Origin of the sequence: Paraburkholderia sp. Cpub6 (assembly GCF_014201065.1) — a bacterium.
Taxonomy (GTDB): Bacteria; Pseudomonadota; Gammaproteobacteria; order Burkholderiales; family Burkholderiaceae; genus Paraburkholderia; species Paraburkholderia tuberum.
Genome location: NZ_JACHDM010000012.1, coordinates 152,883 through 173,831, shown reverse-complemented (window position 1 = coordinate 173,831; position 20,949 = coordinate 152,883). Strand labels below are relative to the sequence as shown.

Below are 20,949 nucleotides of genomic sequence, written 5' to 3'. Positions count from 1 at the left end.
GTCTTCTATTCGACATTGCCCCCGCCTATCGCCCGCGGATCACGTCCGAGCGTGACGTGGTGTACACCCTCTGGTTCCGGTCGAAGTGAACGTTGAAGATGCCTTCTTCGGTCACGCCGCCCTCGCGCCATTTCCAGCTCCACACGGTTTCCGGCTTCAGCGGAAACACCGCCACCTGTCCAGGCTTGCCAAGCAAGCGCCGCACCTCGTCCTCGGTCATGCCCGAGCGAACCTGCGCGAAGTTGTCCGCGGTCAGCACCTGCGTGATGGCCTGCAGCTTGCCGTCGCGATCGATGTCGACCATATAGGTGTTCAGGCCTTGCGGGCCGCGCGGATATTCGAAGCGCTTCGAGCCGTCGGTGAAGGTGCGCGTGGTCTCGGGCTTGCCCATCTGCGCGAGGATTTGCGCTTCGGTCGTGACGCCCGGCGTCATGTTCTTGAGCAGCAACGCGTCCGGTTTGACGGCGTTGAAAAAGTCCTTGAGTTTTTGCACGGCTTGATCGCTCTGCTGTTGGTCGCAGCCGGTCAGCGCAAAGCACGCTATCAGTAGCGTGACGCCCAGCGGTTTGAGGCTCACTTCGGTTCCTGTCCGGATGTGTGGGATCTGTCGTCGCGGCGCCTGGCCGGTCTGTAGTGTGTACTACAAGGATAACCGCGCACGGAGAAAACCGCGAGCAAGGCGGGCGCGACGGGTGCGGGTACGCACGCAACGTGTTGCGCGCAGCACTAATGAATCGGCTGAGGTCCGTCGAGATGGGCACGCCAGAAGCAAAAAGGCGACGCTGTGTACAGCGTCGCCATGTCGGTCGATAGGATCAACCGGAAGTGACGGCGGCTCATTAGCCGCCTTGCGCGAGGCACCGCGGACGACGCGCAGCGGTCTGCTCCAAACGAAGCGATGAGCAACCTTGGCTACTCACCTTGCGCCATCGCCGAATGACAAACCGCTGCCGTTTATGGCCGCCCTGGTCCCTCGAAAAGCCTTCCAGATGCCGCTAATCTAAACGCATCGGAGGGTTTCGACGAGAGCGCGTTTACACCGAATCGGCAGAAGATTCGCGCGGCGCAAGAGGGGTGCCGGATGGCCGGCCCCCGGATCGCCGGCCCATCAAATCACACGAAAGCCGTGCGTGCCGTCGCGCGCGAGTTGCGCGACGAGCCCATGCTCCCACTCCAGATACGCGCTCATCGCTTCACGCGCGTTCTCGGTGCCCTCATACGGCCGCTGATAATGATCGATCCGCGGCGACGCCATCCGCGTGCCGCCCGACTCCACGGGCAAGCCCGCGTCGATCCACGCGATCGTGCCGCCGCGCAGCACCTGCACCGGCCGCCCGGTCGCCGCGGCGAGCTCCGGCGCAACGAAGCGCGCGAGCACGTCGCTGCCGCACGTGAGCACATAGCGCTTCGCGTCGGGCAGTGTGCGCAGCGCGCCGGCGAGCTGACTGCGGATCACGAACCACGCGCCCGGAATATGCCGCCTCAGATAGTGCGTGCTACTCGTGAAGTCGAGCACGACGGTTCCCGTCGACTGCAGCAGCGCGGCGAGCTCGGCCGGCGCGATGTCGTCGACGTCGGGCGGCGTGACCGCGTTGCGCGCCAACGGCGCCATACCCTTCTCGGCGAAATCGGCCGCCGTCAGGCCATCGACCACGTACACCTCTACGTTCATCTGCGCGAGCCACGATGCGGTCATGTTCGCGCGCACACCGTCGCTGTCCGCGAGGATCACGCGTGCGCCGCGCACCGTCACGAACAGGTCGGTTTCCTGCACGAGCTGGCCGCCCGGCGCGCTGCGAAAACCGGGCACGTGGCCCGCCTCGTATTCCTCGGGGTTGCGCACGTCGAAGCGATAGACGGTACGCATCGCTTCGTCGGCCCAGCGGCGCGCTTCGTCGCGCGACGTGCGGCGCACGCGCGCCCGGTCGGCAAGCGCGCGCGCGCCGTCTGCCGCGGCGAGACGGGAGGCGTCGTCGACCGCGCCTTCGACACGCCGCGCGCTGCCGTGCGCGAGCGGTTGACCGGCGAGCGTCCAGCCCATCGTGCCGTTGCGCAGCGCGGCCACCGGATTCGGCACGCCCGCGTTGATCAGCGACTGCGCGCCGATGATGCTGCGCGTGCGCCCCGCGCAATTGACGATGATGCGCGTGGCCGGATCCGGCGCGAGCTGCCGCGCGCGCAGCACCAGCTCCGCGCCCGGCACGCTGATGCTGCCGGGGATGTTCATGATCTGAAACTCGTCGAAGCGGCGCGCGTCGAGCACCACGACATCGGCCTCGCGATCGAGCAGCGCCTGCACCTGCTGCGCGGACAGCGACGGCGTATGACGCACGCTTTCGACCAGTTCGCCGAACGCCTTGCTCGGCACGTTGACATCCTTGAACAACTCGCCGCCCGCTTCGCGCCAGCCTTGCAGGCCGCCTTCCAGCAAGGCGACGTTGGTATAGCCGAGTTCGGCGAAGCGCTCGGCCGCACGCCTCGCGAGGCCTTCGCCGGCATCGAACACGACGATCGGCACGGCCGGGCGCGGCAGCCGCAGCGGCGCGTCGAGTTCGAGCCGCGACAGCGGCAGATTGGCGGCGAACAACGGATGACTGCGCGCGTGCGAATCTTCCTCACGCACGTCGACGAGCGCGATCTCCTCGCGGTCGAGCAATGCATGGCACACGTCTTGGAATGACCGGGTACGAAACTCTTTGACGACATTCATGGGATCGGGAACTCCTTCGCTACATTCCGGATGTCCGGCAACGGGTCGCGTCACCGCACCGATACTTAACCGTACACTCGAATTCCGATCGGCGCACGGTCACTCGCTGGATTGCTGATTCGGGCGCACTGCGAATGCGAAGCACCGCCGCACGAACACGCTACGCATGCGCAATTTCCGCGCCATGGGTCGCGCCTCAGCGCGCCTCATCGGTCCTGCCGACCCTTCCGTCGACAGGGGCATCGCCGCGCCGCCAGCAGAAAAGGCGCCGCTTTGCCACAATGCCCCATCGCGCGAAAGCGCCGCCCATCGCAATCAACAGACAATGATCCCCTTCTCGGTTCTCGATCTTTCGCCGGTCACCGCGGGTGCTACGCCGGCTGACGCGTTCAGGAACACACTGTCACTCGCGCAGCACGCGGAAAAGCTGAACTACAAGCGTTACTGGCTCGCCGAGCATCACAACATGACCGGTATCGCGAGCGCGGCGACCTCGGTCGTGATCGGCTACGTGGCCGGCGGCACGAAGACGATTCGCGTCGGCTCCGGCGGCATCATGCTGCCGAACCATGCGCCGCTCGTGATCGCCGAGCAGTTCGGCACGCTCGCGTCGCTGTATCCGGGGCGGATCGATCTCGGCCTCGGCCGCGCGCCCGGCACCGATCAGACCACCGCTCGCGCGCTGCGCCGCGATCTCCAGGCGAGCGCCGAAACCTTCCCCGACGACGTCGTCGAATTGCAACGGTATTTCGCCGAGCCGGTCGCGGGCCAGCGCATTCGCGCGGTGCCGGGCGCGGGCCTGAACGTGCCGCTGTGGCTGCTCGGTTCGTCGCTGTACAGCGCGCAACTGGCCGCGGCGCTCGGGCTGCCGTTCGCGTTCGCGTCGCACTTCGCGCCCGATTACATGATGACCGCGTTGCAGGTGTATCGCACGCAGTTCCGGCCGTCCGCGACGCTGGCGAAGCCCTATGCGATGGTCGGCGTCAACCTGTTCGCCGCCGACACGAACGACGAAGCCGCACGGCTGTTCACGTCGCTGCAGCAGCAGTTCATCAATCTGCGGCGCGGCACGCCGGGACAATTGCAGCCGCCGGTCGAGCGGCTCGACGCGTCGGAGATGGAGTTGAACAACGTCGCGCGTGCGCTCGCCTGCACGGTGCTCGGCGATCGCGACGCAATCCGCGAAGGTCTGCAATCGATCATCGGGCAGACCGGCGCGAACGAGTTGATGCTGACCGCGCAGATTTACGATCACGCCGCGCGGCTGCGCTCGTTCGAGATCGGCGCCGAGGTGCGCGATGAAATGATGGCGGCCAGATAAGCGGTTCGCGAACCGATCGGCGGACGCGGCGACGCACGAAAAAAGGGCGGCTCATGGCAAGCCGCCCTTGTCTTTGCACTGAGTTGGGGCCGGTCGTGTGAGAAGCCGGCCCGATGCCCTCGGGGTCTAGAAGGCGCTTTTTATAACGCCCCCGTCGGCCCGCAACGCGGCTCCCGTCGTGGCCGACGAAAGCGGACTGGCGATATAGGCCACGAGCGACGCGATTTCCTGCGGCGAACCAAATCGCTTGATGAGCGAGGTGGGACGGACCTTCTCGAAGAACTCTGTTTCGAACGCTTCAAACGATTTGCCGTCGGCCTTGGCAAGGGTCTCCACGAATTCACCCACTCCCCGCGATTTCGTCGGCCCCGGCAGCACGCTATTGACTGTAATGCCCGTGCCGGCAACGGCTTCGGCGAGCCCCCGCGAGACCGCCAGCTGCGCGGTTTTCGTCATCCCGTAGTGGATCATTTCAGCTGGAATCTGCACCGCGCTTTCGCTCGAAATGAAAATGATGCGCCCCCAGTTGGCCTGCCTCATCGCAGGCAAAAACAGGCGAGCGAGGCGTACCCCACTCAAGACATTGACGTCGAAGAACCGCTGCCAGTCCGCATCGGGAATCTCTTCAAACGGCTTGGGCTCGAAGATGCCCAGGTTGTTGACCAGAATTTCCACGTCCGGATAGCGTCGCGCGAGCTCTTCTGCTGAAGCGGCGGTACTGAGATCGCCCGCAAATCCCTGCACGTCGCCGCCCGTCTGCGCTTTCAGCTGCGCGACTACGTCGTCCACAGATGACTGGGAGCGGCCGTTCACGATCACACGAGCGCCCTCCTGCGCCAACGTGGTGGCGATAGCGAGACCGATGCCGGCTGTGCTGCCGCTCACCAGTGCGAGCTTGCCTGTCAGGTTCAGGTCCATGGGTGATTTCCTTTCAATGGATGAATTAAAAATGGCGACATCGGGTCTTGAACGTCGGATGCCGCCAGGAGGTTCACGTACGTGTAATCGATGCGCCACCATCGACCAGTGAGGCGGTTCGGTCAAGAACGCCTGCGATTCGTTGCTGTTGTTCATGCCTAGACACATCTGCGTGTCCACGGCGCGCGGCAACACCGATTAAGTCAGGATCGGGCGTAGAGCCTCGCTTTCGAACAGGAAAAAGAGTAGATGATCTGACGGAAATGGCCAGGAGCAGCAAAGCGTATATGTGAGTCACGCACATGAGTGGCGGGCGGATAGCGAAGCAGGCAGACCTGAAGTACGTGCAGGAGAAGGAAAACAAGGCCATGTCAGCGATTTTCCAACTTCGTTTGGCTAAGTGATGGTGGCGCCCAAACTGGCATCATCGCGATTCACCGGGGGATGCGCGCTCCGCGCAGATCACGCCCGGATGGCATGACATGTGCGTTGTGTGCTGCAAGCAGCCGGCCGCTTAAATGTTTCTACAACCCTCTCGTTCAAGGAGACACATCATGAATACGCTGACCATCGACGACATCCAGAACTCTGCAGAACTTGATCACCAGGAGATGACCAAAATCCAAGGTGGCCGGATGAAACTACCCGGCCAGCACATCGGCTCGATCCTCACGTCCGCTGATGGCGACCCTGTCGGCGTCTATGTCGACGGCGTGCTGCAAAACTCGATCACCGACGGCTTCTACCACGGCTGACAGCAAAGGAGGCGCGCAGCCCTGCGCGCCTGATGCCGTCGGTGTGGCAGCCTACCTGTCGTGAAGCTGGCTCACCAGGTAATCGATGAGCGCACGTGCTCGAGACGGTAAAAAACGACTCGACGGATAAAGCAGCCAGACCGGTCCCATATATGTACGGGCCTCGAATTCCCAGTCGGTCAGCACCCGGACAATGTCGCCCCTCGAAATCGCCTGCGCGGCAGCAAAATCGGGCAAGCTCGCAATGCCCAGGCCATGCAGCGCAGCATCCAATCGCGCGCCCGCATCATTGGCGATGTATCGCCCCTTCACTTCGACCGACTGTGTCTCAGAGTCGCGGCGGAAATGCCATCGATTGTCGTCGACCGTCTCCCCTAGATACATGCATGCATGCCGAGCAAGGTCGTGCGGCTTGGCCGGTGTCCCCCGTTCCGCGAGATAGGCAGGTGACGCGCATAGAACCCATTTGACCGCTCCAAGTCGCCGGGCAGCAAGGCCTAGCGGAGGCGAACGCGTGAGTCGGATCACCATATCGACATCGTCACGTAGCGGATCGACTTCGTGGTCGGCGAAGACCAGATGGACATCCACGTCGGGCCACATGCGCAGAAATTCGGGAACAAGCGGATGGATGACAGATCTCGCAAATGAAATCGGCGCACTGATGCTGACCTTGCCTCGCGGATCACCCGTCACTTGTCCAGCGACGTCGACGGCGCCCGACGCTGCGCCGACCATATCCCGGCAATACCGGTAGATCTGCGCGCCTGAATCCGTCAAACGGATGCTACGGGTCGAGCGCTCAAGCAACCGCGTGCCAAGCGAATCCTCAAGGCGCTTGATCTGCCGACTGACAGTCGACGGTGTACTGCCCAGTTGCCGCGCGGCAATGGAGAAGTTGCCGGCGTCGACGACCCTCGCAAACGTCGCCATGTCGGGTAGCAACGCAAAGAGTTCATTGGGATTCATCGCGACCCTCGCACGCGCACAGTTATTTGTGCATCTCAAACATAAAAGATGTTCCGCTGACCCGGATTATATTTGTCAATGCAATACCCGACAATTTGGGCCGTTCGAATGAAAACAGAAGGTCCGTCATGTCGAAGCAAAAGAGCGCGTTGTGGATATCCGACCTGATGCTGCTTGCGGTCGCGATGGTGTGGGGCACGAGTTATGGGGTCGTGAAAGGCGCGCTCACGATCTATCCCGTGCTCGGTCTGCTGGCGTTGCGCTTCGGGCTGACGTTCCTCGTGTTGTCGCCGGCGTTGCGCTCGCTCCGACACGTCAAAGCGTCCGCCTTGCTGGGTGCGCTCGGCTCCAGTGCAATCCTGCTCAGCATCTTTTTGGCCGAGACTTTCGGGATAGTGCACACACGCGCGTCGAATGCGGCGTTCCTTATCAGTCTGTGTGTCGCGCTTACGCCGCTGGTCGAATGGGTGTTGCTACGACGAAAGCCGTCGAGTGGCGAATGGATCGCCGTGGGCCTGTCGCTGACGGGCGCCGCGTTCGTGAACGGAGGCGTGATCATTCCGACCGCGGGCGACGCGCTGATTCTTCTTGCGGCGTTACTGCGTGCGCTGATGGTGTGCGTGACCAAGCGTGTGATGCGCGAATCGGAACTTGCTGCGCTGTCGGTGACGGCGGTCCAGGCAGGCGTCGTTGCATTGGGCAGTGTCCTGGCGGCGCTCGTGTTGCCGTCACAACATTGGGATGCGCTGCCGCCGCTCAGTGGGCACGGTGAATTCTGGGCGAGCATCGCTTACCTCGTGCTCGCCTGTACGTTGTTCGCTTTCTTCGCACAGAACTTCGCCGTCAAGCGCAGCAACCCAACGCGCGTCGCTTTGCTGATGGGAAGCGAGCCCGCGTTCGGTGCGCTATTCGCATACGTATGGCTCGGTGAGCATCTTTCTGGCTGGGCATGGTTTGGCGGAGGTCTGATGGTACTTGCATCGGTGCTGGCGGCGGTTCCGTTTAAAAGGGACGCCAACGCGGCGCTTGAAATGCATCCCGCCACTTTGGTCGACGGTTAGCCTGTCTTTAGGTCGCAAGCAGCCGTTCGACCTGAGGCTTCGAATGACCGCTACCAAGGCGACTACGGCCGGCCGCATCGTTGTATCCCGCTCCGTGGCTCGGCTGTGTAACTCGGGCCGACCAATCGGGCCTTTGTGGTTGTGAAAGCCAGTTCGGACGCGCAACAGCCATATCCGCCTTATAGAAAGCCTCTCATACAGTTCAGCGACCGTCGGAAAGAAGGGCCATCCGCCTCGTTCGACCTGTTATGGAGGTCCGGCCCGCGACGGCAAGGTCGCAACTTCGCGAACAGCGGTCATTGCCTGATAAGCCTCCTGTTGAATGCGCCAATCGTTTGAATACGCCAATCCGTAGGGTGTTTTTGACGATCCGGCATTCGTGTCTGACCTATCGTCTTATCCTTGGGTGAGCTTCGTGGAATCCCTCGGTCGGATCGACCGCAAACAATATAACAAGGGCATGCTATGTGGAGGCCAGGTCCTGGCTATGACTAACGCCGTCGTGTCAGTCCGTCCCGCCAACGCGCGGAAGAATATCGAAGTGTTCACTTCGTTGCGCGGTATCGCATGCCTGATCGTTGTTATGGCGCACGTGTGGAGCATCCTTGACTGGCCGCGCCTTTTTGCCAACGATCGTTCAATCCTCTCTTCGTATCGATTCATTGGCGGCTTGTTCAATGCTTCGGGCGCCGTTCAGATGTTTTTCGTGTTGAGCGCATGCGTGCTTGCAGTGTCGCTGTCAAATGAACCAACGCAACAGGCGCCGCCGGTTAAAAAGTTCTATGTGCGGCGCTTTTTCAGGATCTACCCAGCCTTATGGGCTTCAATTGTCCTGACGCTATGTCTCTGACATTTGATTCGATCCCCGCAGGCGTTGGACTCTGGGCTTTATAGCGCGTGGGGAGCGTGGCAAGCGTACCCTTCGCCGCCCACTGCAAAACTCATCGCGCTCTCCATGCTGGGGCTCTACGTACACCTGAACGGGCCGCTTTGGACCTTGCGTGTCGAGCTGTTCTACTCTCTCGCATTTCCAGTTATCTATCTGCTTGCCCGGCATCCACGCAAGCGGTGGGCGTTACTCGCTTGTGTTTCCCTATTGGCCCTGTTACCGATCCCGCGGGTGTTTTGTATGCATTATGCGTTAGCCTTCGGACTCGGCGCCGCCATTCCTTTCCTGCCGCGCGCGGGCGATGTTCCATACCGCACCACAGCTACCATCGCATTGATTGCGCTGTTGTTCTCGCAGATGCCCGCGGACAGGCTCGGTATAGACATGAAAGCTGCCGAGAACATCGAGATGCTGGTCGCGTTCGTCGCCGTATATTGCCTGTATCACAGCGGAAGGTCGATGCAGGCACTTGAAGCCAGGCCGTTCGCATTTATCGGCGAAATCTCCTACAGCGTCTATGTGCTGCATTTCCCCCTTCTGTTCGCGTTGACGCCGCTAGTCGTCGAGGGTTTCGGACCGATACAGGTACGCGCGCATCCGTTGGCGTCTCTGCTCGTTCTCACCGTTGTCGCCCTTTGCACAACGATCTTCGTGGCAGCGCTCTCGCGCCGTTATGTCGAACCGCCTGGGGAACGCCTCGGCCGGATCTTCTACGCAGCGAGCAAGGAACAGTTTTCGCGCGGGTCTACCACTGGCAAGTCACCAAGCGGCGCAAGCAGGCGCCCGTCTGCGCGGGACTGACAGAGAAGCCCCAGCTTGCGCATGTCTTGCTGCAGGCTATATGTCTGCGGGTTGAAATCCTCATCTTGCCAGTCACGCGACAGTCCGAGCAACGTGAATCGTCGCCGCACAAGCGACCGGTCAATGGCGGCAAACCGCCATTGGGTTTCAGGTTAGCGAGCTACGTGACGGACAGTTCCTGCCCGACTACCGCCTGTCCGCAGGCGGCCCTCTCCGAAACATCGCGCTGGACCGCAAAATAGCCCCAGGCAGCTTCGCTTAACCGAGAGCGACGCAGGAGTATTGCGGCGGGACAGAAACCCACGTGATCGATCAACGGTTTTCCGGCGCCGCTGCCAACCAGTCCAACAGCGCCTTATGAAACGCCTTCGGATCCTGCATCTGCGGCGCATGCCCGAGTTCCGGGAATTCAATCAAGGTCGCGTGCGGAATCGCTTTTGCAGCCTCTTTGCCGAGTTCCGGGTAACGGCCAATCTTCGCACGCACCTCGGGCGGCGCCGCATCCTTACCAATCGCCGTCGTGTCCTTCTGACCGATCAGCAGCAGCGTCGGCATGCTGAGCTGGCCGAGCTCATAAAAAACCGGCTGGGTGTAAATCATGTCGTAGAGCAGCGCGGAATTCCACGCGACGATCTGCTTGCCCGGCCCACGATACATGCCCGCGAGCATCTGCACCCACGGTTCGTAGTCCGCGCGCCATTGCCCCGCGTAATAGGTCGCCTGCTCGTAGCGGCGGATGCCGTCCGCGGTGGTCTTCAGCTCCCGCTGATACCACTGGTCGACCGACAGCGACGGCACGCCCTTCGCCTTCCAGTCCTCGAGTCCGATCGGGTTCACGAGCACCAGTTGCTGCGTTTCGCGCGGATACATCAGCGCATAGCGGACGGCGAGCATGCCACCCGTCGAATGACCGACCACCGTCACCTCGCTGACGCCGAGCGAATCGAGCAGCGCATGCGTATTGCGCGCGAGTTGCTGGAAGCTGTACTGATAATGCTCGGGCTTGCTCGATTTGCAAAAGCCGATCTGGTCCGGTGCGATCACGCGATAGCCGGCATCGCTCAGCCGGCGAATCGTCGCGTCCCACGTCGGCGAACAGAAATTCTTGCCGTGCAGCAACACCACGGTGCGGCCGTTCGCATGCGCGGGCTTCACGTCCATGTAGGCCATCTGCAAAGGCACGCCCTGTGACGTGAATTCGAAGCGTTCGACCGGCGCCGGGTAGCTGAAGCCCTGCAGCTCCGGACCGTAGGCCGGGCCGGAATCGTCGAGGGAAGACGCGGCCGCGGCGCTCGCGACGGCCGGGCTCGCCTCGCTGACCGGCACGCCCGCCGGCGTCGCGGCCACCGCGACGGACGCCGCGCACAACATGGCGCAGGCGCAGACCCTCGACAGGGCAAGCAGGAATGGGCGGTGAAGATTCATCGGGATGCTCTGCAAAAAACGCAATAGGGATGCACGAGGCAGGGAGCGCACGATTCTACGATGTGCCGCCGAACTCCGCCGCCAGTCGCGCACTGCAGGCACGGCCCACGGCCGCGGCGAGATGGCATGCATATTGCGCGTTCTGGGCTCAAGCATCGTCCGGACACGACCTCGTGGCCAATGTGTTGCGCCGCACCGAAAAACGCGCCGTAACAGGCGATCGTTTGAGGATGGTCCGCCACGCGGCCGCCGCAATAAACATTATTCGCTCGCGTCCAATCGGTGCTAGAACTGACTGACGGACCCGCGAAAACAGGCAGCGAAGAACGGCAATGCGGCACGACTGCCAGGCAGCCCGAATCATCAGCGCAGAGGAAGCGACCAGATCATCCCGGGGGTATATCAATCAAGCAACCATCTTGCATGAGGTCGGAGCGAGTGCTGAAGGGCTCATTCCGATCGACAGGAGACAAATATGAATACTCCGGCACGGCTGAACGACTTACAGCGCACTACCCTCGCGATCGTCCTCGCCGGCGGACGCGGTACCCGGCTCGGACCGCTCACGAATAAGCGCGTGAAGCCGGCGGTGCACTTCGGCGGCAAATACCGGATCATCGACTTCGCGCTGTCCAATTGCCTGAATTCCGGCATCCGCCGCATCGCGGTGGTCACGCAGTACAAGGCGCATTCGCTGCTGCGGCATCTGCAGCGCGGCTGGAGCTTCCTGCGCGGCGAGATGGGCGAGTTCATCGACCTGTGGCCCGCGCAGCAGCGCGTCGAAGGCGCGCACTGGTATCGCGGCACCGCCGACGCGGTGTTCCAGAACCTCGACATCATCCGCTCGATCCGCCCGAAGTATGTGGTCGTGCTCGCGGGCGACCACATCTACAAGATGGACTACACGCGCATGATCGCCGATCACGCGGACAGCGGCGCCGACTGCACGGTCGGCTGCATCGAGGTGCCGCGCATGGAAGCGGTCGCGTTCGGCGTGATGGCCGTCGACGAAAATCGCCACGTGACCGGCTTCGTCGAAAAACCGGCCGACCCGCCTGCGATACCCGGTCGCCCCGACACGGCGCTCGCGAGCATGGGCATCTACGTGTTCAGCGCCGACTACCTGTACACGCAGCTCGAAGAGAACATCGCCGCGATCGATACCGATCACGACTTCGGCAAGGACATCCTGCCGCGCGTCGTCACGCAGGGCGTGGCGATCGCGCATCCGTTCAGCATGTCGTGCGTGTCGTCGGACCCGAGCGTCGAGCCGTACTGGCGCGACGTCGGCACGATCGACGCGTACTGGGCCGCGAACCTCGATCTCGCGTCGACGATACCGACGCTCGACCTGTACGACGAGTCATGGCCGATCTGGACATACCAGGAGCAGCTGCCGCCCGCGAAGTTCGTACGCGACATGAAGGGGTTGCAGGGCTCCGGCAACAATCTGATCGTCTGCGGCGGCTGCGTGATCTCGGGCTCGCAGATTTCGCGCTCGGTGCTGTCTTCGAACGTGAAAGTGAGTTCGTTCTGTAATATCAATGAGGCAGTGTTATTGCCGCAGGTCACGGTCGGCGCGAGTTGCCGTCTGCAGAAGGTCGTGATCGACCGTGGCTGCACGATTCCGGAAGGCACGGTGATCGGCGAAGACCCGGCGCGCGACGCCGAGCGCTTCTATCGCACCGACGAAGGCGTCGTGCTGGTCACGCAGGAGGCGTTGCGCGAGCATCCGTAGTAGCGCGCCCGCCGCCTGCCCGCGCCGGCGGCCACGCGCCGCCGGCCAGGCGTCGCCTGGCTTCGCCCGAACCACCACTGACTATTTGCCGACCCCGAGCAACCCTGCCACCCCGACAGAGACCCGGCCTATGACGATTCGCGCCCTGCACGTCGCAAGCGAGCTGTATCCCCTCCTCAAAACGGGCGGTCTCGCCGACGTCGCGGGCGCGCTGCCGTCCGCGTTGATCGAGCGCGGCGCCGACGTGCGCGTGCTGCTGCCGGGCTTTCCGGCCGTGCTCGCCGGCCTGCGCGATCTGCAGCCGGTCGCGCAACTGGGCAGCCGCTTTGGCGCGCCGAACGTGACGCTCGAACGCGGCACGCTGCCCACCAACGGGCTCGCCGTCTACGTGATCCGCGCCGCGTCGCTGTACGATCGCCCCGGCAACCCGTATCTGAACGACGAACACGTGCCGTACGGCGACAACGCGCAGCGTTTTGCGCTGCTCGGCTGGGTCGCCGCGCAACTCGCGCAGCAAACGGACCCGACGTGGTCGCCGCAGATCGTCCACGCGCACGACTGGCACGCGGGGCTCGCGCCCGCCTACCTGAAGGCCGCCGAACGCGAGCACGGCCGCGCGCCCGCGCGCAGCGTGTTCACGATCCACAACCTCGCCTACCAGGGGATTTTTCCCGCGCATCAGTTCGGCCTGCTCGGCCTGCCGCACGATTTCTTCAACATGCACGGCGTCGAGTTTTATGGTCAGTTGTCGTTCCTGAAGGCGGGGCTCTACTACGCCGAGCGCATCACGACCGTCAGCCCGACCTATGCGCGCGAAATCCAGACGCTCGCGCACGGCGGCGGGCTCGATGCACTGCTGCGCCATCGCGCGCACGATCTGAGCGGCATCCTGAACGGCGTCGACTACACGGTGTGGAATCCCGCCACCGATACGCTGCTCGCGACGCACTACAGCGCGTCGAGACTGGCGGGCAAGCTCGCCTGCAAGGAAGCGCTGCAAAAGCGCTTCGGCCTCGCGCAGAGAAGCGACGCGCTGCTGTTCGGCGTCGTCAGCCGGCTGACCGAGCAGAAAGGCCTCGATCTGCTGCTCGGCGCGGTGCCCGAGATCGTCAAGCGCGGCGGGCAACTGGTCGTGTTCGGCACCGGCGATCCGGCGCTCGAGAATGGCCTCAGGATGGTCGCGCAGGCGCATCCGGAATCGGTCGCGGTCGAGCTCGGCTTCGACGAAACCCTCGCGCATACGATCATCGCCGGCAGCGACGTGGTCGCGGTGCCGTCGCGCTTCGAGCCGTGCGGGCTCACCCAGCTCTATGCGCTCGCCTACGGGTCGCTGCCGCTCGTGCACTGCATCGGCGGTCTCGCGGATACGGTCGCCGACGCATCGCTCGAAAACCTCGCCGACGATTTCGCCACCGGCTTCGTGTTCGAACGCTTCGATCCGAAGGGACTCGCCTCGGCGATCCGCCGCGCGTTCGCGCTGTACGGACGCCGCACCGAATGGAAGGCCACGCAGCGGCGCGCGATGCGCCAGGACTTCGGCTGGGGCGCGTCGGCCGACCGCTATCTGGCCTTGTATCGCGAGCTCGTCTGAAGCATCCGGCCGCACGCTGAACTGTCAGCTTTCGTTAATCTTCACGCGCGTTTGATGGTTCGGCGCAACAGCACGGGGACGGATCAACTCGCGGCTGTCAAACTCCTGTATCGTTTGCTGGCTTGCCGGCTATGCAGTTCGTGCGTTTTTCCTGCACCATCTGTATCAGGCATGTCTGCCGCACGGCGCCCGGGCCATCGGCCCGCCCGCGCGAGCCTCCTCTTCCAGTGTTTTGTTGATCGCGCATGACCGGTTGCGCGAGCCTTACCATGACGAAAAACGTTCTGAGCATCCAGTCCCATGTCGTGTTCGGTCACGCCGGCAACAGCGCGGCCGTGTTTCCGATGTGCCGGCTCGGCGTCAACGTGTGGCCGCTCAACACCGTGCAGCTCTCGAATCACACGCAATACGGGCATTGGAGCGGCAGCGCGATCGACGCATCGCAGATGGAAGATCTCGTCGACAGCATCGGCGCGATCGGCATGCTGCCGCGCTGCGACGCAGTGGTCTCCGGCTATCTCGGCACGAAGGAACAGGCGCAGGCGGTGATCGAAATCGTCAAGGCGGTGAAGGCCGCCAATCCGCGCGCCTGGTACTTCTGCGATCCGGTGATGAGCGCCGCGGGAGGCTACAAGGTCGAGCCGGGCATCCAGGAATTCCTCGTGCGCGAGATGCCGGAGATCGCCGACGGGATCGCGCCGAATCACATCGAATTGCAGCGCCTCGTCGGTCGCGAGATCGAGACATTCGAGGAAGCCGTCACCGCGTGCCGCGAGCTGCTCGCGCGTGGGCCGAAGCTCGTGCTCGTCAAGCATCTGCTCGATCGCAACAGCCCCGCCGACCGCTTCAACATGCTCGTCGTCACTGAGCGCGAAGCGTGGATGGGACAGCGTCCGCTCTATCCGTTCGCGCGCCAGCCGGTCGGCGTCGGCGATCTGACGAGCGCGGTCTTCGTCGCGCGCACGCTGCTCGGCGATTCGATCCGCTCGGCCTTCGAGCACACGCTCGCCGCGGTCAACGCGGTTGTCAAGGCGACCTGGCAGGCCGGACGCTATGAACTCGAACTGGTGGCGATGCAAAACGAAATCGCCCAGCCGCGCGAGTGGTTCGATGCGTGGGTCGCGGAAACGGCTTAGATAACCTAGGCAGGTCGCTCGTTGCCGAGCGCCCTCGCCAGCACCCTGCTGGCGGCCGTCCTATAATGCGTGCCGCGTGGACCAGGGCTTGCGCCCTCGCGCCACGGCATTTTTAGCATCCGGCATTCAGCAGACGAGGCATTCGATGGACGGTCATATCCGCAGCGAGCGGGAAGAATTTTTTGAGCAGTTGTGCATCAGCGTCGACGCGGACGAAGCGCACGAACAGGAAGCGATCGAGTTCTTCGAGAACCAGTTCGACCAGCCCGACTTCGATCCCGCGCAATGGCTCGATATCGCGCTCTACTACTCGGCCGCCGTCGCGCGCGGCATCGTCGACATGGTGACGGCCGACGACAAGGCACGCAGCAACATCGCCGAAATCATCGCCGACAATCTCGACATCTCGTACGGCGAGGACGACTGCCAGCAGTTCGCCGAGACGATCGAATTCGCGCTGAACAACGGCGTGCCGGTCGATCTCGACGTGGTGCTCGACGGCTGCCAGCGCGCGATCGACGATCTCGACACGTGGGCCGACGACGACACGAAGGCGCCGCTTTTGCGTCTGCGTGAAGAGCTGCTGCGCCAGCAAGGCGAGCGCTAGGCAAAAGGCTCGAATCTCCTCCGACAACGCAACACCGCAACACCGGCCGGCGCGCTCGCGCCGGCTTCTTAAGCATATGCCGTAATCCGCAGCCCAGGCGGACCTTCGCACGGCAAGCCAGCTTGCATGCCTCACGCACGCTCCATGTGCACCACAGGCACCTGTTGCCGCCTATGCCGAAATGCTCATCCAAAACGCCACGAATTGCCAAGACGACGGCAATTTGGCTTTCTATATTCGCCCCAGATTGACGTCGCGAACACGCTGCGAGGCTCAACGCCGGTGCGCGTATTCCAGCATTGTGAGCGGCGAGCGATCCTTCGTAGTCTTGCGATGCGCGAGGGCTTGCCTCGGCCTCACGTGTCGTACCGCTTTGCTGTCGTACCGCTTTCATAACTACCGTCGATGCAAGGAGAGACCATGAGTCTTCGCAACACGCTGAAACCGCTGGCCATGCTCGTGGGTGCGATGTTTGCCGTCGCGCCTGTTGCCAGTTTCGCCGACGACCTGCCGGTCAAGATCGGTTTTGCCGCGCCGCTGACGGGCGCCAATGCCGGCTACGGCAAGGATCTGGAAAACGGTGTGCGGCTCGCGATCGACGAAGCCAACGCGCAGAAGATCAAGATCGGCGACAAGGTCGCGCATTTCGAGATCGTCTCGCAGGACGACCAGGCCGACCCGCGCGTCGGCGTGCAGGCCGCGCAGAAGCTGGTCGACTCGGGCGTCGCGGTGGTCGTCGGCCACTTCAACTCGGGCACGACGATCCCGGCCTCGCAGGTCTACGAGCAGGCTGGCATTCCGGTGCTCGATCCCGCCGCGACGAATCCGATCATCACGGGCCGCGGCTTCGCGAACACCTTCATGGTGATTTCGACCGACGCGCAGAACGCCGGCAATGCGGGCGCCTATGCCGTCGAGGTGACGAAGGCCAGGCGCATCGCGATCATCGACGATCGCACCGCGTTCGGCCAGGGCGAAGCCGACGAGTTCGAGAAGGCCGTGAAGGCGCACGGCGGCAACATCGTCGCGCGCGACTACACCGACAACCACGCGGTCGACTTCAGCACGCAGATCACCAAGTTCAAGGGCGCCAATGCGGACCTCGTGTTCTTCGCCGGCCTCGACAGCCAGGCGGCGGGCTTCGCGCGGCGCATGAAGCAGCTCGGCCTGAACGCACAGCTGGTCGGCGGCGGCGGCGTGATGGACGAGGACTTCATCAAGCTCGCGGGCGATGCGTCCGACGGCGCGATGGCCTGGGAATACGGCCGCCCGCTCGCGCAACTGCCGGGTGGCAAGGACTTCAACGCGAAGTTCAAGAAGCGCTTCGGCGCGGACGTGCTGTCCTATGCGCCGTTCGGCTACGACGGCGCGTGGGTCGCGATCAAGGCAATGCAGCAGGCCAAATCCGACTCGCCGACCGTGTACCGTCCGGCGCTCAAGTCGATCGACTATGACGGCGTGACCGGCAAGATCTCGTTCGACAGCACCGGCGCGTTGAAGAGCGGCGCGTCGACGCTGTATCAGGTGAAGAACGGCGCGTGGGTGCCGGTCGTGACGAAGAGCGGCACCTAAGCTCCACGTCCGGTAGATCGTCGCGGCCCTGCCCGGCGCGTGGCCGGCGCGGGGCGCGCTACTGCCACGCGCTCGCCGCCCGGACGACCACCTCGGCATCGAGATCGCGCTCGATGCGCACGAGGTCGTCGCGAATCGCCGCGAATTCGTTTGGCGTACACATCTGATGGCCGAACGCGGCGCGCAGATGCCGGTTGACCTGCAACGTGCGCGTCGCCGGATCGAAGACGTAGTGCGACGCAAACGTGAGCAACGGGTCCTCGACCGTGTTGTCGGTCGGCAGGTCCGTCACGCGCACGAAGCGCGGCAAGCTCATTTCCAGCGTTTCATCGAATTCCCCGCCGATGCACGCCCACGGCTGCGTTCTGACGGGCTCCGCGAGCCACGCCTCGACCTGCGAGCCCATGCCGCCGGCGAGGCTCGTGAGCGCCCGCACGGCGGTCGTGCCGTCCGGCCAGATCAGATGCGGCACGCTGCCCTGCATCGTCGTCGCGAACGGACCGCCGGTCACGGCGACGTCGTCGGTCTGCAATTGCGCGGAGCCGTGCAAGCCCGTTTGCAGCAGACGCCTGGCGGCAAGCTGCTGCGCGCCCTGGCGCGTCGCGCGGCGGAACGTGTTGCGTTCGAGCTCCGCGGTATAGCCCTGATCCTCGACGCGGTACGCATAATGTGCGGTGCCGTTTTCGTCGATGTCGATCTGCACGCGCGCCTTGCGTTCGCGCCGTTGAGTGGCCGGCGTGCGCGCGAGCACGCCGTCGTCGACGAGCAGCACCGGCCGGTCCATGACGCCGCCAGGCAGATAGCCGAACGCGGTGCCGCCCGCCGTCGTGTCCGCGAATTGCGCCAGCCCGGGAATCCAGATGATCGCGTGATTGATCGCGCTCGCGCCGTAGCCGGGGACCTCGGGCAACGTATAGTACGGACCGAGATTGAGCAGCACCGGCTCGCTGCGAATGCCGGCGGCCGCGAGCAGCGCGCCGTATAGCGCGACGTGGTCCTTGCAGTCGCCATAGCGGTTGCGCAGGATGTCGGCCGCCTTGTGCGGAATCGCCGCCGTCTCGCCGAGAAAAAGCGCGACGTAGCGGATGTTCAGACGCATCCAGTCGTACAGCGCGCGGGCTTTGTCGCGGGGATCGGTAAGGCCGGCCGTCAGTTGCTGTGCGAGACCGATGATCGCGGGATCGTCGCGGGTCGCGTCGTTCTCGGCGGGACCGCGATAGCGCGCGGCGAAGCTCGCGAAGTCCGGCACCGTCGACACCATCAGCCGGTCGCCCCAGTTCGCGTAGCCGACCGCGCCCGCTTCGAGCCGCACATAGGTGCCGTGCCGGTAGTCGAACTCGTAGCGCGTGCGGCCGTTCGCGGTGACGGGCGGCATCGCGACGTAGCCGCGCGAGTCCGCATAGAGCGGCACGTCGGCGGGAAGGTCGAAGATCAGACGCTGCTCGTCGACGGGCTGGAGCGACGGCTCGACCAGATAGGCGAAGGTGCCCGCTTGCAGCGGCTTCGCGCGGGTCTTGCGAAATGCCAGGTGCACGCGCGAGCCGATCGTGACGCCGGGGAAGATCACGGTGCGCAACACACCGTCCTCGAAGCTCGGCGCGCCGGACGAGCGCGGCTCCTGCACGTCGCGGATCGCCTCGGGACCGACCGCATGCGCGGTGCCGTCGGGGTCGATCGTGTCGGCGGCCAACTGTTGCACCTGCTCGATGTCCTTGTTGAACCACACGTAGCGTTGCGCGATCTCGTCGACGCCGCTGGCCGTGTCCGCGCGCATCAGCGTGTCGTCGTGTTCCTCGATGGAACCGTCCTTCTGGATCACGAACAAATGGACGTCGCGCTCGATCGTCGCAGGGGCACGTTCGTTGGTGGAGGTGGCGATTTCGCCGGCTGCCGCGCAAAGGGGTAAGGCGATGCCGCTCGCGGCGGATAGCGCGGCAAGCAACGCCGCGGCGCGCACGCCGCGCACGCGGCACGCGAGCCCGATCATCGCGATCGACGTGTGCGCCAACGTGACGACGACGTTCCCCAAGATCCACCTCGGCCAGGTTCGTGTCGTCGTTGTAGCACATCGCCGACCCGTGCGTTTCGGGCCGGGGTCGGCGTTGCCGCGTCGAGCTCGAGCGGCATTGAAGTCACCGGCGCACCCGCGACGCAGCGGCCGGCGTCGATCGTCTTCACTCGCCGTCGTCGAGCTGGCTCAGCAGCGCCTGCAGTTTTTCCACGTGCCGCAGCAGCATGTGGCGGTGCTTGTCGATCTGTTCCAGCCGGCCCTCCAGGTCGGCTTGAATGCGGTCGTCGAGTTCGGCCGCGGCCATCACGTCCTCGACCTTCGCTCGCATTGATGCGAGTTCCACCGGCGCGTGCAGCAGATGCCGCTCGAAGCGCCGCACTTCCTGCGTCGCGAGATCGCGCACCTTGCGAAAATGCGCATGACGGCGGTGTGCTTCGACATCGAGCGTTTCTTCCTCGAGGCGTCGCGCGGGCGGCGGCTGCCCAAAAATCGGCTCGGGCCGCAACACCGTCTTCTTGCGCACCGGATGCGCGGTGCCCCGAAAGCGCGCGAGGGGCTGCTCGTTGTCGATCGCCTCGCGCGCATTCGCCGGAATCTCGTGACCGGTATGCGGCACGTTCATCCAGCCGCCCGGCAAACCGGTGACGGCCTCGACGCCGCGCACGAATTCCTCGCTGAATTCGCGTTGCCCGGACAGCATCAGCTTCAGGTAGCTCGCGGAAAACGTCATCATGCGCGCGAGCCGGCTCGCGGCGCCGACCTCGCTGGTCAGCAACACCAGGTTCGCGCGCCAGACTGGCAGCAGCAATTCGTCGGAATCTTCCATCGCTGGGTCTTCCATCTTTTCGCCTGATGAATCGATGACCGCGTGGCGCATGTCATCGTTTTGAAAGGGTCGTCGTCTCGCGGTGTCGCGTGCAATGCCGCTATGCCGCTTTGCGTGCGGTGGGGCCCAGATGTCGAAGGTACACATTTGACACGGTACGCACCGGCCAATTCAGCGCAAAGCGCGTTAAAACAGGGCTGACGACACATCGCGTGTTGCATTGACACACGTATTCGCGCGCCGGTCCTATCCGCGGCCGCTTGATGTGGCATGCTTACACGCCGATGCGGCACGCGTCGTGCTGCATGGCTTGCTCCACAACACTGACTTAAGGGTTTTGTAATGAAGAAAATCGTTCTCGCCATCGCCGCAGCCGTCGCCACCCTGAGCGCGATCGCCCCCGCTCAGGCCAATGAGCATCACCACGAGTGCCATAAGGTGCACGTGCATCATCATTGGGAAAAGCGCTGCCACTAATGGCGGTGAAACCGTGTCCGATGGACGCGGTGCACATCAAAAAGCCCCGTTTTCGCGGGGCTTTTTTTCATGGCGCGCCGCGTCTTGAAACAGCCGGCGCACGATACGCTGTGCGCGCTCGACGCTCAAACCATTCCATACG

16 protein-coding genes and 1 pseudogene are annotated in these 20,949 nt (G+C 63.8%); 10 read left to right on the top strand and 7 right to left on the bottom strand.

Annotation, left to right across the window (positions count from 1 at the left end; all coding sequences use genetic code 11):
* Positions 1 to 25: 25 nt before the first annotated feature.
* Together bamE and HDG33_RS21130 are read right to left on the bottom strand one after the other, a co-directional pair.
* Positions 26 to 577, bottom strand: coding sequence for an outer membrane protein assembly factor BamE (bamE, locus tag HDG33_RS21135; protein ID WP_090803993.1), 552 nt, complete (start codon positions 575 to 577; stop codon positions 26 to 28).
* A gap of 531 nt (positions 578 to 1,108) precedes the next feature.
* On the bottom strand, positions 1,109 to 2,710 hold the full coding sequence (locus HDG33_RS21130; RefSeq protein ID WP_184032908.1) for a rhodanese-related sulfurtransferase: 1,602 nt from the start codon (positions 2,708 to 2,710) through the stop codon (positions 1,109 to 1,111).
* A gap of 325 nt (positions 2,711 to 3,035) precedes the next feature.
* Between HDG33_RS21130 and HDG33_RS21125 the strand changes: the two genes are divergently transcribed.
* On the top strand, positions 3,036 to 4,031 hold the full coding sequence (locus HDG33_RS21125; RefSeq protein ID WP_184032906.1) for an LLM class flavin-dependent oxidoreductase: 996 nt from the start codon (positions 3,036 to 3,038) through the stop codon (positions 4,029 to 4,031).
* 126 nt (positions 4,032 to 4,157) lie between these two features.
* Here HDG33_RS21125 and HDG33_RS21120 read toward each other — a convergent pair whose 3' ends face one another.
* The gene (locus HDG33_RS21120; RefSeq protein ID WP_184032904.1) at positions 4,158 to 4,949 is read right to left on the bottom strand and encodes an SDR family NAD(P)-dependent oxidoreductase; all 792 of its coding nucleotides are present in this window, start codon (positions 4,947 to 4,949) and stop codon (positions 4,158 to 4,160) included.
* A 554-nt stretch (positions 4,950 to 5,503) separates the two neighbouring features.
* Between HDG33_RS21120 and HDG33_RS21115 the strand changes: the two genes are divergently transcribed.
* The gene (locus tag HDG33_RS21115) at positions 5,504 to 5,704 is read left to right on the top strand and encodes a hypothetical protein (protein ID WP_184032899.1); all 201 of its coding nucleotides are present in this window, start codon (positions 5,504 to 5,506) and stop codon (positions 5,702 to 5,704) included.
* A 51-nt stretch (positions 5,705 to 5,755) separates the two neighbouring features.
* Here HDG33_RS21115 and HDG33_RS21110 read toward each other — a convergent pair whose 3' ends face one another.
* Positions 5,756 to 6,673 carry a LysR family transcriptional regulator gene (locus HDG33_RS21110; protein ID WP_184032897.1) on the bottom strand — a complete coding sequence of 306 codons (918 nt, stop codon included), beginning with the start codon at positions 6,671 to 6,673 and terminating at the stop codon, positions 5,756 to 5,758.
* A 128-nt stretch (positions 6,674 to 6,801) separates the two neighbouring features.
* On the opposite strand from HDG33_RS21110, the gene HDG33_RS21105 reads away from it, so the two are divergent.
* Positions 6,802 to 7,734: a DMT family transporter gene (locus HDG33_RS21105; RefSeq protein WP_184032895.1), complete on the top strand. Its 933-nt coding sequence runs from the start codon at positions 6,802 to 6,804 to the stop codon at positions 7,732 to 7,734.
* Positions 7,735 to 8,194: 460 nt separating this feature from the next.
* Positions 8,195 to 9,424 (top strand): annotated as a pseudogene (locus HDG33_RS37525) (acyltransferase family protein).
* A 312-nt stretch (positions 9,425 to 9,736) separates the two neighbouring features.
* Here the strand turns inward: HDG33_RS37525 and HDG33_RS21090 are convergent.
* Positions 9,737 to 10,849 (bottom strand): alpha/beta fold hydrolase, encoded by a 1,113-nt coding sequence (locus HDG33_RS21090; RefSeq protein WP_184032889.1) that lies wholly within the window; start codon positions 10,847 to 10,849, stop codon positions 9,737 to 9,739.
* Positions 10,850 to 11,324: 475 nt separating this feature from the next.
* Here HDG33_RS21090 and glgC point away from each other — a divergent pair, with 475 nt between their 5' ends.
* The 5 genes from glgC to HDG33_RS21065 all read left to right on the top strand — a co-directional run bounded on the left by glgC (position 11,325) and on the right by HDG33_RS21065 (position 17,493).
* Positions 11,325 to 12,587 (top strand): glucose-1-phosphate adenylyltransferase, encoded by a 1,263-nt coding sequence (gene glgC, locus HDG33_RS21085; protein WP_184032885.1) that lies wholly within the window; start codon positions 11,325 to 11,327, stop codon positions 12,585 to 12,587.
* A gap of 130 nt (positions 12,588 to 12,717) precedes the next feature.
* Positions 12,718 to 14,178, top strand: a complete 1,461-nt coding sequence (glgA, locus tag HDG33_RS21080) for a glycogen synthase GlgA (RefSeq protein WP_184032883.1) — start codon at positions 12,718 to 12,720, stop codon at positions 14,176 to 14,178.
* Positions 14,179 to 14,447: 269 nt separating this feature from the next.
* Entirely contained in the window at positions 14,448 to 15,314 is an 867-nt protein-coding gene (gene pdxY, locus HDG33_RS21075) for a pyridoxal kinase PdxY (protein WP_184032881.1), read from the top strand.
* 145 nt (positions 15,315 to 15,459) lie between these two features.
* On the top strand, positions 15,460 to 15,921 hold the full coding sequence (locus HDG33_RS21070) for a hypothetical protein (RefSeq protein ID WP_184032879.1): 462 nt from the start codon (positions 15,460 to 15,462) through the stop codon (positions 15,919 to 15,921).
* Between the two features lie 420 nt (positions 15,922 to 16,341).
* Positions 16,342 to 17,493, top strand: coding sequence for a branched-chain amino acid ABC transporter substrate-binding protein (locus HDG33_RS21065; RefSeq protein ID WP_184032875.1), 1,152 nt, complete (start codon positions 16,342 to 16,344; stop codon positions 17,491 to 17,493).
* Positions 17,494 to 17,551: 58 nt separating this feature from the next.
* On the opposite strand, the gene HDG33_RS21060 is transcribed toward HDG33_RS21065, so the two are convergent.
* Positions 17,552 to 19,480, bottom strand: a complete 1,929-nt coding sequence (locus HDG33_RS21060; protein ID WP_409259050.1) for a DUF3857 domain-containing transglutaminase family protein — start codon at positions 19,478 to 19,480, stop codon at positions 17,552 to 17,554.
* A 187-nt stretch (positions 19,481 to 19,667) separates the two neighbouring features.
* Positions 19,668 to 20,330, bottom strand: coding sequence for a hypothetical protein (locus HDG33_RS21055; RefSeq protein ID WP_184032871.1), 663 nt, complete (start codon positions 20,328 to 20,330; stop codon positions 19,668 to 19,670).
* A gap of 342 nt (positions 20,331 to 20,672) precedes the next feature.
* Here HDG33_RS21055 and HDG33_RS37520 point away from each other — a divergent pair, with 342 nt between their 5' ends.
* A complete protein-coding gene (locus HDG33_RS37520) occupies positions 20,673 to 20,807 on the top strand; it encodes a hypothetical protein (RefSeq protein ID WP_260330535.1) in 135 nt (44 codons plus the stop codon).
* Positions 20,808 to 20,949: the final 142 nt, after the last annotated feature.